13 protein-coding genes are annotated in these 13,302 nt (G+C 46.5%); 9 read left to right on the forward strand and 4 right to left on the reverse strand.

Annotated elements, in window-relative coordinates; genetic code table 11:
* The first annotated feature begins 159 nt into the window (after positions 1-159).
* Positions 160-1,047 (forward strand): tyrosine-type recombinase/integrase, encoded by an 888-nt coding sequence (locus ACTU3N_RS12230; RefSeq protein ID WP_443086524.1) that lies wholly within the window; start codon positions 160-162, stop codon positions 1,045-1,047.
* Positions 1,048-1,250: 203 nt separating this feature from the next.
* On the opposite strand, the gene ACTU3N_RS12235 is transcribed toward ACTU3N_RS12230, so the two are convergent.
* The 4 genes from ACTU3N_RS12235 to ACTU3N_RS12250 form a co-directional block, all read right to left on the reverse strand.
* Positions 1,251-2,768 (reverse strand): anti-phage dCTP deaminase, encoded by a 1,518-nt coding sequence (locus tag ACTU3N_RS12235; RefSeq protein WP_443086405.1) that lies wholly within the window; start codon positions 2,766-2,768, stop codon positions 1,251-1,253.
* Positions 2,769-3,395: 627 nt separating this feature from the next.
* Positions 3,396-3,971, reverse strand: coding sequence for a phage polarity suppression protein (locus tag ACTU3N_RS12240; protein WP_443086406.1), 576 nt, complete (start codon positions 3,969-3,971; stop codon positions 3,396-3,398).
* A gap of 3 nt (positions 3,972-3,974) precedes the next feature.
* On the reverse strand, positions 3,975-4,178 hold the full coding sequence (locus ACTU3N_RS12245; protein ID WP_443086407.1) for an ogr/Delta-like zinc finger family protein: 204 nt from the start codon (positions 4,176-4,178) through the stop codon (positions 3,975-3,977).
* Positions 4,175-4,912, reverse strand: coding sequence for a hypothetical protein (locus ACTU3N_RS12250; protein WP_443086408.1), 738 nt, complete (start codon positions 4,910-4,912; stop codon positions 4,175-4,177). The genes ACTU3N_RS12245 and ACTU3N_RS12250 overlap by 4 nt, the downstream gene beginning before the upstream one ends.
* A 693-nt stretch (positions 4,913-5,605) precedes the next feature.
* Between ACTU3N_RS12250 and ACTU3N_RS12255 the strand changes: the two genes are divergently transcribed.
* The 8 genes from ACTU3N_RS12255 to ACTU3N_RS12290 all read left to right on the forward strand — a co-directional run bounded on the left by ACTU3N_RS12255 (position 5,606) and on the right by ACTU3N_RS12290 (position 12,910).
* Positions 5,606-5,731 carry a helix-turn-helix transcriptional regulator gene (locus ACTU3N_RS12255; RefSeq protein WP_443086525.1) on the forward strand — a complete coding sequence of 42 codons (126 nt, stop codon included), beginning with the start codon at positions 5,606-5,608 and terminating at the stop codon, positions 5,729-5,731.
* Positions 5,731-6,285 (forward strand): host cell division inhibitor Icd-like protein, encoded by a 555-nt coding sequence (locus ACTU3N_RS12260; protein WP_443086526.1) that lies wholly within the window; start codon positions 5,731-5,733, stop codon positions 6,283-6,285. The genes ACTU3N_RS12255 and ACTU3N_RS12260 overlap by 1 nt, the downstream gene beginning before the upstream one ends.
* The gene (locus ACTU3N_RS12265) at positions 6,282-6,509 is read left to right on the forward strand and encodes a hypothetical protein (RefSeq protein WP_443086409.1); all 228 of its coding nucleotides are present in this window, start codon (positions 6,282-6,284) and stop codon (positions 6,507-6,509) included. The genes ACTU3N_RS12260 and ACTU3N_RS12265 overlap by 4 nt, the downstream gene beginning before the upstream one ends.
* Positions 6,506-6,826, forward strand: a complete 321-nt coding sequence (locus tag ACTU3N_RS12270) for a DUF5375 domain-containing protein (RefSeq protein ID WP_443086410.1) — start codon at positions 6,506-6,508, stop codon at positions 6,824-6,826. The genes ACTU3N_RS12265 and ACTU3N_RS12270 overlap by 4 nt, the downstream gene beginning before the upstream one ends.
* Before the next feature lie 8 nt (positions 6,827-6,834).
* Positions 6,835-9,156, forward strand: coding sequence for a primase-helicase zinc-binding domain-containing protein (locus ACTU3N_RS12275; RefSeq protein WP_443086411.1), 2,322 nt, complete (start codon positions 6,835-6,837; stop codon positions 9,154-9,156).
* Between the two features lie 191 nt (positions 9,157-9,347).
* A complete protein-coding gene (locus ACTU3N_RS12280) occupies positions 9,348-10,049 on the forward strand; it encodes a hypothetical protein (protein ID WP_443086412.1) in 702 nt (233 codons plus the stop codon).
* Positions 10,046-10,468: a hypothetical protein gene (locus ACTU3N_RS12285; protein WP_443086413.1), complete on the forward strand. Its 423-nt coding sequence runs from the start codon at positions 10,046-10,048 to the stop codon at positions 10,466-10,468. The genes ACTU3N_RS12280 and ACTU3N_RS12285 overlap by 4 nt, the downstream gene beginning before the upstream one ends.
* A 1,263-nt stretch (positions 10,469-11,731) precedes the next feature.
* Entirely contained in the window at positions 11,732-12,910 is a 1,179-nt protein-coding gene (locus ACTU3N_RS12290; RefSeq protein WP_443086414.1) for an ADP-ribosyltransferase domain-containing protein, read from the forward strand.
* The last annotated feature ends 392 nt before the right edge of the window (positions 12,911-13,302 follow it).

Below are 13,302 nucleotides of genomic sequence, written 5' to 3' on the forward strand. Positions count from 1 at the left end.
ACGATCAACAACCTGTTTGACAGCTTCAATTTTAAACTCTTCAGGATAACGCTTACTGCTCATGTGCACCTCTCATTAAGCCATTTTAAATGACTCTGAGGTGTCTGTTAAACCCGTGGCGATTCACAGCAACTCTCAACAGAGAACTCATTCGAAGCCATATGTCGAGAATGGCACACTAACAAAGCTGACCGCTGGACTGTGGCCTATCGTGAAGAAATCATTAAGACATTTGAGCAGGATGTGTTCCCGTTCATTGGCAAACGCCCTATCAGCGAAATCAAACCGTTAGAATTGCTTGAGGTGCTACGACGAATAGAGAAGCGTGGGGCACTGGAGAAAACCAGAAAAGTGCGACAAAGATGCGGCGAGGTCTATCGCTACGCAATCATAACTGGCCGTGCTGAATACAACCCTGCGCCCGATTTAGCCATCGCTCTGGCCGTTCCGAAGCAAAAACACCATCCTTTTTTATCCGCAGAAGAGTTACCTCATTTTATTCGAGATCTGGAAGCATATACCGGCAGCATCATTACGAAGAATGCTACAAAGATAGTTATGTTAACTGGTGTCCGAACCCAAGAGATGCGCTTTGCTACGTGGGATGAGGTAGATCTTGAGAAAGGTATATGGGAAATCCCCGCTGAACGGATGAAAATGCGTAGGCCTCACATTGTGCCCCTATCTACTCAGGTGATCGATCTTTTCAAGCAACTCAAACCAATAACCGGTCATTATCCCTACATTTTTATTGGTAGGAATAACCGTAGCAAACCAATCTCTAAAGAAAGCGTGTCGCAGGTGATTGAGTTACTTGGTTACAAAGGACGCGCTACAGGTCACGGTTTTCGTCATACTATGTCGACAATATTGCACGAACAAGGGTTTGATAGTTCATGGATTGAAATACAATTGGCGCATGTTGATAAAAATACTATCCGTGGAATCTATAATCACGCTCAATATTTAGAGAAAAGACGCCAAATGGTTCAATGGTATTCTAATTATATCCATAGCCTATCCAATACTGTTAACAATCCTCTATAGTATATAAAGCCCCTTCTGGGGCTTTATATTATTTTTTGCTCGCGCTAATTTTTCTCATGTTCATTTCAGAAGAACTTAAGATCTTGAAGGATTTTGAGGGATTATCATCACTGTCAAGTAAATTCCTCTTCCACTCAGGCCATTCATTCACACCCCTCTTGGTTTCAACTATATGTTTAATAAACTTATTTTCAGCAGTCATTTCAAACCCCCATAATATCTGCGAATAAGCTAACAGAAAACTCCTCTCTTTCCAAGTAGGAAACGGGTTGAAGCTTATGCCTCAACATAGCATTTGATTCACTCCAAACCAAAACATTTCCATTGCTATCCTTTCTTTTAATTTTATTACCATTCCCATTCACAAGAGAAAATAAGTTAAAGTAAACCCTCGGCCCAATGCCTATAAATGGTTCAAATATTACTTTCCCTGATTCACTATACTCACTACTTATAGATTCAGAATGAAAATCATAAGCTTTACTTTTGGGATAAGGTTCAATATAAACAACTCTTTTTATACCAGCAGCAATTATGTGTTTTGCACAATTATGGCAAGGAAACGTAGTGCAATAAATATTTGCATCGTGTGTACTTATTTGTGTCCTTGCACATGCCAAAATAGCTTCCATTTCTGCATGAACAACTCGACCATATTCTGTAATATCTTGAATTAAACTATCTTTAAGAACTTGTGCAACTTTACTTCGAGTGCTTTTAGGGAGTTTGTCAAGAATATCATCGGTTATTTGTTGTTTCTGTTTAGCGTTAGAATCATACCCTCGGACATAATCTCTCCCGTTTGGAAAATCTTCATAAACACCTTTGGCTTCATTAAATTGAGGCCAATATAATCCACCACCAAACTTCGGAACATCGTTAGCACCAGTCGACATTATCGCATAATTCTTGGCAAGCACAGCCCCGACCTGTCTTGATAAATCGGCAGACCTTAATGCTGAGGAAAAAGCCATATACATTGCGAACTCGTCAAAAGTTGGAGTGATGAATGGATTTCCGAAGAGAAGATCAAAAGCTCTCTTGATATCGTTATTTAATTTATCATCACGTCCATCTTGGCTTAAGAAAAAATCAGCCAAATGGAAGCTATCTCGAGTATGTTGCCCATGCCCAGCACCTTCATCTTCATCTCTAAAAATGAGCTTCCGCGCATCTTTTTCAGGAATCCCTTTATTAATAGTCAAATTATCAAGTCGGCGTTGCTCATCTGAAAAAACGCCAAATAGTAAAAAACCGGCCCCATATACTTCTCTTAACTTATATACTTCCTCAGGATGCTTTATTGAACTTATTACATATGCAATGCCTTTTTTATTTAACGTGGAGTGCTGTATGCTAGCCCTTATTTCGTTTATTTTCGCCATGGCTCCTAGAGCCAATATGTAATTACAACCGCTCTCTTTTCTTAACCAATTTCCCTTAGTCATAAGATCATCGATCCTTTGATAATCAGTAGAGTATTCTTTTTTTTCAGTAAAGGGGATTATGACATCCTTTGATACTCGAACTTCTATACATTCAAACTTATATAAAGAAAGCCTTTCCTTAAATTTAGCTGTGATTGCTTCGAGATTTGTTCCCACAGAGCTAACAAGTCCTATAACTAGCTCATCTAATGGCATCGTGGTCATCTTCTCACTTCCTCCTTCCAGGAGCGTCGTAGAATCTTTAGGCAGCTCTGTAATTTGAGTAATCCTCACCTGTTCACTCCTCAATCATCAGAAGTTACAATAGTTAACTTATAATAATTCCTTACATAAGAAATGTTTAACTTGATATCTCTGTTGTTATGTATAGCTCATTTCCATAAGATCTGACAATAACGACAACTTTGATTAAAAATTGTGATGTCTACTCAACTTCTCGACTGGTCTGCGGAAATCACGTTAAGCCATGCACACACTGTCCATTTGATGGGTTATTTTTTTGTGCAAATGCATTAAAGAGATAACTCAGGAAACTATCGGCTCTCCCCCAATCGACTGCATGGATTGTTCTCTCTGCACACTTCCTGACGTTCTTAGAAGCATCACACACGCAGCAAATAAATATCCGAACACTATCCTATTTATTGTGACTTATTGCAGCAATGAAGTACCGGCGGTGCGGTAAATTAAAATAATTAATTATTATTCAGGCGCGCAGTGCTTTCCCCGCCTCGCCTGCCCGCTTTATGGGTTGGTTTTAATGCAAAGGCATTAATCGGTGCAGAGCGCACCAGAGCTGGCGCTGACGAGTGATAAGAGGTTTGAAAAACGCATGCAAAGCCATGCACCTTATGCATGCATGGCTTTTATCAGGAAAAATAGCGGGATTTTTGGTGATTTTCAGGCGGGCGACCGTGTGGCCAGTTCTGCACGTTTGCGGGAATAAATCATGTTTTGCGCAGGTGTATATTTTACCTGATTATCCACCCGCGAAGCCGCGTCAGGCCTGAATCCGATGGCAGTTAAAATATCACTGTCCTGTGATGAATATTTAATTTCTGCACCGGAAGCAAGCCAGGAAAAAAGTGCTACGCGCAGGTACTCTGTTGAACGGTCGAGGGCACGGTTTTTTATCAGCACCGTCTGAGCGCTGATGCCCATCAGTTCAGGCGCAAGCGCGGCGGCCAGCTCTGCGCCATGTTGCTGCATAAAATCATCCAGCCGGTTACGGATGCTGATGCGCTGTACCTCCTCATGCGAGCGGATATAGCGACCGGCCGCCTGATTTATTTCCCACTTTTTCACGTCGGTAATATTGCGTAATTCCTGCATCCGGCGTGCGCACTGTTTTTCACCGGCCTGCACTTGCTCGCGGTATTCCCGCTCTGCCGCATCCAGTTCAGCTTTACGGTTAAACCATGCGGATTTATTTGCCTGACAGGCTTCAAAGGCCTGCTGTAACGTGGCGGTATTCATGGATTATTTTCCCTCTGTTCTGGTGCACTTGCCGCGCGTTTGACGCAACGCCGGTGAATGGATCACTTCGTCTATGGATTCACGGGTGCGGAAAGTTGCGGAGCACGCAATATTTGTACACTGGTGATAGCGTATCTTGATGTTTTCCGATAAATAGCGGCTGGTACGCGTGTGCGCCGCCTTTTTGCAGAACGGGCAGTGCATCATGACAGCAGACCACGCGCTTTCAGGTCGGTCTCGCGGTCAGCCATTTTTCTGGCCCAGCTCTGACGGGAGGCTGGCGTTCCGGCAATCCTGTGATCCATATGCGGCAGCGATGCAGCCGACAATCCGGTTTTATACAGAACAGGCTCATCGGTCAGACGGATGTGACAGCCCTTCAGCTCTGTCTCAAGCCATGATTTTACCTGCTGCATAACAACCTGCCCAGGCTCGATATAGCCCTGATGACCGGTGGTATTGGCAAGGGGATTTTCCAGCGCCAGTGTTTTGATTTTCATCGCCCGGACAAGCGCACCGCAGGTTTCACGCAGGGCGGTATCAAGTTCGTGCTCCGCATACTGACTCAGCGCGGCAAAGTGCGCCTGACGGTATGCTCCGGCTGAACCATTGCATACAGCTTTCTGTCGGTCACTTTCGAAGGCCAGTACCTCGGCCAGGTTCTCGCATTCCTGTATCAGCTCACGGCGCGCCACACGCTCGATATGGCGGTTTTTCAGCTCATCGGTGAGCACAGCGCCACCGGTACGAAAAGCGGTACGCCAGGCGCTGGCATCGCTGCCGTTTTCCTGCTCAAGCTCTGCTTTCTGTTCTTTCGCGCGGGTGATCGCCGTAAGGGTTTCATCCAGCAGGCGGCCATTTTCCAGGTGAGCGGCTCTGGTCGCATCAAGTTTTTCCAGCGCAGGCTTCAGGTAATCAGGCATATGGGGGGTATCAGTCATGTTATCGCTCCTCTTCAAGATGAGGAGATTCTGCTCTGCCTCACACAACATGACGATTGATTGCAGTTGTGGCAGTCATGGCACAGACAGCGCATAAAAAGACGGCTTGCCAGGAAAAGGATGCGGCAAAGTTCTTTTCTGTTTATTTTTCTGTATATAACTATTCACTACTGTTCACTGAAATAAAAAATACAGTTATTACAGTAAATTATAGATGAATAGTTGAAATTATACTCTTCACAGACTGTTCACCACTGTTCACTCAACCAGTTACGTCGATAAATTATTTTTACTGTTTATTTCTATTAATGAGTAGTTAATTAATCGAGGAAATAAGTTTGCAATCTTGTTTTTGAGTAATATTGATAAACGTTGACAATTATTGGCAAACGCTGGCAAACGCTGGCAAACCCGAAAATAAATAAGCTCATTAATTAAGCATCCGGCAAAAAATCACCCTGTTGCAACAGGCAAAAATATTCACACAATAGGGAGCTACCCGAAGCCGGAAAGACACACCCGGCACTGTATGGACTGTAACGAGGTAGCCCGATGCACACTGCTTTTTCTTCTCCTTCTTCCGCCCCTGCTGCACCGCTGATGCCTGCCTGTGAAGTTACTCAGGAGCGCTTTTTACGGCTTCCCGAAGTAATGCATCTGTGCGGCCTGTCCCGCTCCACGATTTAAGACCTCATCAGCCGGAATGCTTTCCCGCAGCAGATCACCCTCGGTGGTAAAAACGTTGCCTGGGTGCTTTCTGAAGTCACCGCATGGATGGCCGATCGCATCGCCGCCCGCAGCCAGGGCTGTGACGCATGATGATACCCGTTCTGCAAAAAAGCCCTTTCCCTGGCTTGCATCTTTTTACCGTTTCCAGGTATAGTCCTTCCGCTGTCGCAAAATCGGCAGCCGGGATTGGCGTCCCGAATAACTTCAAGGCGACACGACACGCGCCATGCGTGTTTTTTTATGTCGTTGCTCAGGCACACCCATTTCCCGGGCTGTGGTGTATATGCGTGCATCATGGTTCTGTTCAGATAATGGTAGTCCGGGCGGGGCAGCCTTCGGGCTGGCCGGTTTCCTTGAAGGCCGGTTACGCCAACCCCGTTCGGGCTGCCACCAGTGAAATTGGCGTTTCCGGTGGTAGTTTTACAAACTACTTCAAGGAAATTGTCGTTATGGCTACGACCCTCCCCCTGTCTCACCCGCAGTTTGTCTTTGTGTTTGCTGCCGTTCGTCGCGCTGACCGCAATCCCCGTATCTGTATGCTCCGCACCGTTGCCGGTGATGAACTCGCCGCCCGCCGTTCCCTCGTTCGCGATTACGTCCTCTCATTTGCCGGGCGTCTGCCGGTTGCGGAGGTTCGCGCATGAAACAGCCCTCCATCACTCTTCAGGATCTTGAATGTCTGGAGCACCTGCGCAACGTTGGCCGTCTGGTCACTGAAATGGCGCAGTTCCAGGACAGTAACACCCTTCATCGCGATCCGGCGCAGCAGCTACAGCTCACCTCGCTTGTCAGCCTGATGACCGCCCAGCTTGATGGCGTGGTTGAACGCTGCAATCAACTCTGGCTAGGTGGGGAGAATAACGCATGAAACAGCCGTTACCGCCCATACTGCGCGCCGCTCTCTATCGCCGCGCTGTTGCCTGCGCCTGGCTGGTTGTATGCCAGCACCAGCATCGTTACCCAAACCTCACGCTTGAGGCGCTGGAAAGCGCCATTGCCGCCGAGCTTGAAGGCTTCTACCTGCGCCAGCACGGCGAGGAGAAAGGCCGCCTGATTGCCTGTTCCCTGCTGGAAGACTTAATTAACGCCAGCCCGCTTAAAGCCGCACCGTCGCTCTCCTTTCTCGGGCTGGCAGTGATGGATGAACTCTGCGCCCGCCATCTCAAAAAGCCGGTACGGCACTGAGGAAAATAATGATGAAAATGAACGTATCGGACGCTGAAAAAGCGGCACGCGGCCACTGGCCGCGCATTCTCCCGGCGCTGGGTGTGCAGGTCATTAAAAACCGTCATCAGTCCTGCCCGGTTTGCGGCGGTAATGACCGCTTTCGCTTTGATGATAAGGAAGGGCGCGGGACGTGGTTCTGCAACCAGTGCGGCGCGGGCGACGGCCTGAGCCTGGTTGAAAAGGCACTGAGCGTGACGATAAGTGAAGCCGCAGACCGGGTGAATGCAGTGACCAGTAATCTGCCGGCGGTCGCGACCGGAATACCGGTTGACAAAAAATCCGACACCAGCCATCAGGAGGCCGCCGCACTGGCGGCCAGTCTGCTCACCACCACCCGCACGGCCAGCGGTAACGCCTATCTGTCGCGCAAGGGCTTTCCTGCCGCTGAATGCCGGATGCTGACCACCCCACATCAAACCGGCGGCGTGACCTACCGCGCCGGTGATTTGGTGGTGCCGCTGTATGACGACAGCGCAACGCTGGTTAACCTCCAGTTGATTAACGCAGACGGCCTCAAACGCACCCTGAAAGGCGGCCAGGTTAAGGGAACATGTCACATTATTGAAGGCCAGAAGCAGGCAGGAAAACGCCTGTGGATAGCGGAAGGTTACGCCACGGCACTCACCGTGCATCACCTCACTGGTGAAACCGTGATGGTGGCACTGTCGTCGGTGAACCTTCTTTCTCTGGCGAGCCTTACCCGGCAAAAGTCCCCGGCCTGCCAGATAGTGCTCGCCGCTGACCGTGACCTTAATGGCGACGGCCAGATAAAAGCCACCGCAGCCGCAGAAGCCTGTAACGGCACTGTCGCCCTGCCATCGGTGTTCGGTGACTGGAATGATGCATTTATGCAGCAGGGAGAAGAAGCCACCCGCCGGGCGCTTTACGAAGCTATTAAGCCACCGGTCGTCAGCCCGTTCGATACTATGAGCGAAGCGGAATTCACCGCCATGAGCACCAGTGAGAAGGCGATGCGGGTGCATGAGCATTATGGCGAAGCGCTGGCGGTTGACCCGAACGGCCAGCTCCTGTCACGTTACGAGGCCGGGGCGTGGAAAGTGATTTCCCCGGCTGACTTTGCCCGCGACGTGGCCGGACTGTTTCAGCGCCTGCGTGCGCCGTTCTCCTCGGGGAAGATTGCCTCTGTGGTGGAGACTTTGAAACTGATTATTCCGCAGCAGGAAGCCCCGGCGCGCCGTCTGATTGGCTTTCGTAATGGTGTGCTCGACACCGCCACCGGCATGTTCAGCCCGCACCACAAATCACACTGGCTGCGTACCCTGTGCGAGGTGGATTTCACCCCGCCGGTGGCAGGCGAAACGCTGGAAACTCATGCCCCGTATTTCTGGCGCTGGCTCGACCGAGCCGCCGGTTATCGCGAAGAGAAGCGCGACATTATTCTCGCCGCGCTGTTTATGGTGCTGGCGAACCGCTACGACTGGCAGCTTTTTCTCGAAGTGACCGGGCCAGGCGGCAGCGGTAAAAGCATTCTGGCCGAAATCGCGACCATGCTCGCCGGGGAGGATAACGCCACTTCGGCCACCATCGAAACGCTGGAATCCCCGCGCGAACGCGCCGCGCTGATTGGCTTTTCGCTTATCCGGCTACCTGACCAGGAGAAATGGAGCGGTGACGGCGCAGGACTCAAGGCCATTACTGGCGGCGATGCGGTGTCGGTTGACCCGAAATACCGCGACGCCTATTCAACACATATTCCGGCGGTGATTCTTGCCGTGAACAATAACCCGATGCGCTTCACCGACCGCAGCGGCGGTGTGTCCCGTCGCCGGGTTATTCTGCACTTCCCGGAGCAAATTGCTCCCGAGGAGCGCGACCCGCAGCTTAAGGACAAGATTGCCCGTGAGCTGGCCGTGATTGTTCGCCAGCTTATGCAGCGGTTCAGCGACCCAATGAGCGCCCGCGCGCTGCTCCAGTCGCAGCAGAACTCTGATGAAGCGCTCAGCATCAAGCGCGACGCTGACCCGGCGTTTGATTTTTGCGGTTACCTTGAAGCACTGCCAGATGCGGGCGGCATGTTTATGGGGAACGCCAATATTATTCCACGCCAGCCGCGTACTTATCTTTATCATGCCTATCTGGTGTACATGGAGGCGCACGGCTACAAAAATACTCTCAGCCTGACGATGTTCGGTAAGGGGCTGCCCGCCATGCTGAAAGAGTACGGGCTGAATTATGACAAACGGCGCACTAATCAGGGGATGCAGACAAACCTGACGCTGAAAGAAGAAAGCAACGGCGACTGGCTGCCAAAGTGTGATGGTCTTTGAGCATATGTACTGACACAACCGGCTTCGGCCGGTTTTTTTGATACTCTATTACTACGCTTCTCTTTCACTTCCTTTGTTTAAGCTAAAACCGATATCATTTAAAAATAAATAATGATAAGGATCATCCGGTTAATCGAACTATTTACCTTTAAAAAAATCACAGTGATACGTAATCAGGGAGAAGGTATTCCATGAGTAAACGGGAAGACATCATCGATCCGGATAAATACCGGTCAGGCCAGCAACCGCGTGAAGGTTTAATTTATTCTGAAGTACTGGGGTGGATCGATTTAGGTCATGCTCGAGGAGATGATATCCGTGCTGTGTTAAACCAGTTCACATTAGGAGAGCGCAGTGGGAAACCTTATTACCTTGTGACCTATCAACAGCTCATGTCTATGGGTAGAATTTCCACAGGTCGATTTTGTCGCTGGAATATCAAAAATGGCCGTTCACAACAGGAACAATACAGCATATTACTCGCTATGATGATGCAGACCGCGGCGGCCTTTGAAAACTGGCAAAGTATGCCTTTTTTCAGTTGGTATACAGATAGCGGCTTCAGTGGAGAGGATTTGGTCTCCGATCTGCTGGGGTTTTATAAGGCCATTATTCCACGTAACTATTGGCCTGAGCTAAAGCCGGTAAGCAAAGAAGCAGCCTTGAGGCGTTGGGACTACTATGGGCCCATCGGAAATTACAAAAACAAAGGATTTCGCCCGTTACTTTTCCCCGATCCGCAAAATAAAACCGTTTCCCATACCCCTTATAAAAGTAACCTCCCGAATTTTATGACGCGGATTCAACCGTTCAGTAATTTTAGTTCAGATATTGTACGTATTTTCGACAAAGCCAGCGTAGTCAATATCATTAATGGAGTGAGAATAGATTGAAATACTTAAAGAGATTGATAGCGGCGGCAATTGTTTTAGCCATTGCATTTTTACTGTTTGATTGCAGTATGCAGAAAAAAGCAGAGTCTCAGGAAGGCTTCACCGAAGACAGTTTTTGGTCATATTATTTTTATACAGACCAGGAGGTAAAGGACGCTCCAAGGATATCCAAAAATTACCATTTCCTGTTCAGGGCGCAGGACGGCGGGAAACCGGGCATCAGCGCTATTGTATTTGCCGGTACAGCTGATACTCATGCACTTGAACAATATCTTACCCAGCTTGGTTACCATCGGGTTTCTGTTGAAGGGGCAGAACAGCGATGGGAGCAGCCACAAAAAGTGACTCCTGCTTTTTACATTACTGTTGATGAAGCTCAGTCAGAGATCACTCTCAGTAAAGAAGGCTTCAAGAGTTAGCGAGCCTGGGTTATAGCTTTGAAACATAGCAAAAGTGAAGAGTAAACTGTTCACTCTTCACTGACTCATCACGAATTATGTTACTGATATAAATAAAATTAAAAGTAAAGTGAAGAGTATGAACAGATAATTGGAAAAAGATTTTTTAACAAACGCTCTCACGGATAACTCGAGTAGGATACTAGTACCACCCTCTCTGTTTTCACCATTACCATAAAAAACTGCAATGAATAATGAGAGCAGACGGGTGCTTAACCAGATATGTATAAGAAAGTGTATAAAAGAATATTCACATTTCTAAATCTATTTTATAAATCAATTAGTTAAGCAGAAAGCAGCACTCCTGTGATCTTCCGCCAAAATGCCTCCCTGTTTAAATGTCCTCCAGTTTAAAAAAAGTTAAAAATCCTTCTATTTATGACTTCAACTAAACGTATGGCCTACTCTTATCTTTAAGCCTCTTTCTGTTGAAGCGACAGTGAACGCCAGTAAATAATCTTCATTATCCTATGCCCCTCTCTGTCATTCACCCGACGACAAAACTGGCCCATATTTTGTAATTGATTTGTTATATCATTAAATAATTTAAATTATAAAACTTTTAATACTTAAATATCTATAGCTTATTGAACAAGCGTTTTACTTTTGCTTGTGAAAAAAATTTCATAGTGTTGCTAACAAAAAAAGAAAACCTTACACACCATTAAAACTTACTATTTATGAAAAATAATTAATTAAGAGTTTTATAATAACTATATACAGGGGGAACGTATATTCAAAGCAAACCGATAACCGGCTGATATTCCCAGGATATGTAATGAATCCTTTAGCCGGACGTAACATCTTTGTGAAATTTTCCTGCTCATTATTACAGCCCGCTGATTAATAGGTTCAATAGCCTTGATATTATTATTGCCCTGTAGTGACAATCACATTGCTGTAATCAATAACAGCGTCATCCGCGCCGATTGCCAGGCGCTTGTTTAAGACATTTCCTGCAGCAGCAGGCCAGGCATGAAAACATATGTACACAAATAAAGAACCAATTAAAACAAGCGCTTTTGTTGAAAATAATCTTTTATTTTTATTAGATTAACGCTGACATTCCTTTGATGGATGATGAAAACCGTTTTTTGATATATTGATCACAATAATACATGTTACTCTAATTTCAATAAAACTTTAATCAACTAATATTCACGTAATTTATTGGAATAATCTAACCTCATGATCTCTATTTCCCGTTCCCAAGGGCCTTCATTTATGCCCGTGGCGACTTCGCCAAAAAATGAACTAGGTAACCAAAGGTTTCAGCTAACCGCAGATATTAAACGTCTTGAAAATTCGATAGCCGAATTAGCTGTTCAACAAAAAAAGACTGCGCGAACTGTTAATGCGGATCAATCAGTACTGAATAATCTTAAGAATATCTCTTCACAACATGGCGAGGATGCCTCTGTACGTTTAAAAGGAGATCAGTTTAAGTTCGGCCAACCGACCGGTTTCTTTGCGAAAGTATTTAACGGCAGTCGTTATCAGCTTGAACGTGAAGCTGCTGCGCAAAAATTTAATGTCAATAGCAGTGAAATTTCCGTTTCTTCTGCAATTTCAATTGTTAATGACAAAATTCATTCCGCAAACAATAAAATGGAATCACTGGATAAAGAAATTTCCAGCCATAAAACGGAACTTCGTGATCTTCAATCCAGGCAGATGGGCATAGAAGAAAAAATAAGATCATTGGCTAAAAGTGAAGCTGACGCCAATAAAGCAAATGCAGCAGGCAAGGAACAACGCGCTGTTTTTGCCGCTATTTATCAAAGCAACGCGGGTTGCGCAGCGCTAAATGCTGAAGCTCGCTATCAATTTGGCAATGCATCCAGCGGTGGCAGATTACGCAGTAGTGATGTTCTGTCTGAATATCAAAGTGTGCATGGCAGCAATATTTTTGGCAAAGGCAATGCCGAGATGAAAAGTACCATTAGCGCAAACTGTGGTAATTTAGCTGCATTGGCTAAGGCCTCCGCGAAAGCGTTGTACACGCCAAGAAATGAAAATATCGTCACACACCGTGGTCAGGGAATGACTGACAAAGGTATTAATCAGTTAATTGAACAATTTAATACCGATAAAAACAATAATGACGTAACTGTCTATAAAGCCGGGCAGTTCTTTTCCACATCGACAATTTCCAAAGTTGCCAGCGATTTTGCAAAACGCAGTGATGACGATGTGAAGGTACTGTTCAAAGTGACAGGAAACAGCAGCCACAGTTTGGTTGTTCGCGGCGGCCTGCAATTTGAAAACAAAGAAGGGGAAAAACTCTATTCTCCTCTGGCTAACTTTAAAGTAACGAACATTTCCAGGTCTTCGGACGGTATGTATCATGTTGGTTTACAAGAAGTCGCTCAAACAAAAACAGCAACCGCACTCCCGTACTAACCGATCAACAATACCTGGTCTGTTATAAATTTTTAGCCCCCGCCAGTCGGGGGCTAATGCTATTGTAATGAGCCACATACCGCTTTTAATTCGCTTCCTGTAATGACAAACAGATAATCAGTGTTCTGCGCGAGGCTGAAAACGAAGTCTCTGCCCGGAAACGTTGTCGTCAATTCGCCCTCTCTCATGTCACGTTATATATGGCGTAAAGCAGGGGCGTTTCGCACTTAAATTCAACTGAAAATATCTTCCCTTATCGCTCTTTTCTGGTCTCACTCCTGTTACCACACTCCCCCACCGAACACCGAAAGACATACCATTCACATATTAACAAACCAATAAAGCACTTCAAAAATCAGAACTGTGAGCTAAATCACCTCAAATAAATAGAT

Source organism: Vagococcus sp. WN89Y (genome assembly GCF_052220145.1).
Lineage (GTDB): Bacteria > Pseudomonadota > Gammaproteobacteria > Enterobacterales > Enterobacteriaceae > Kosakonia.

Bases quoted from the DNA above. Each gene is read 5' to 3' on its own strand.
- ACTU3N_RS12280 (WP_443086412.1), top strand. From the start codon at position 9,348: ATGAGTAAACGGGAAGACATCATCGATCCGGATAAATACCGGTCAGGC.
- ACTU3N_RS12260 (WP_443086526.1), top strand. From the start codon at position 5,731: ATGATACCCGTTCTGCAAAAAAGCCCTTTCCCTGGCTTGCATCTTTTT.
- ACTU3N_RS12240 (WP_443086406.1), bottom strand. From the start codon at position 3,971: ATGAATACCGCCACGTTACAGCAGGCCTTTGAAGCCTGTCAGGCAAAT.
- ACTU3N_RS12290 (WP_443086414.1), top strand. From the start codon at position 11,732: ATGCCCGTGGCGACTTCGCCAAAAAATGAACTAGGTAACCAAAGGTTT.
- ACTU3N_RS12270 (WP_443086410.1), top strand. From the start codon at position 6,506: ATGAAACAGCCGTTACCGCCCATACTGCGCGCCGCTCTCTATCGCCGC.
- ACTU3N_RS12250 (WP_443086408.1), bottom strand. From the start codon at position 4,912: ATGACTGATACCCCCCATATGCCTGATTACCTGAAGCCTGCGCTGGAA.
- ACTU3N_RS12265 (WP_443086409.1), top strand. From the start codon at position 6,282: ATGAAACAGCCCTCCATCACTCTTCAGGATCTTGAATGTCTGGAGCAC.
- ACTU3N_RS12245 (WP_443086407.1), bottom strand. From the start codon at position 4,178: ATGATGCACTGCCCGTTCTGCAAAAAGGCGGCGCACACGCGTACCAGC.
- ACTU3N_RS12275 (WP_443086411.1), top strand. From the start codon at position 6,835: ATGATGAAAATGAACGTATCGGACGCTGAAAAAGCGGCACGCGGCCAC.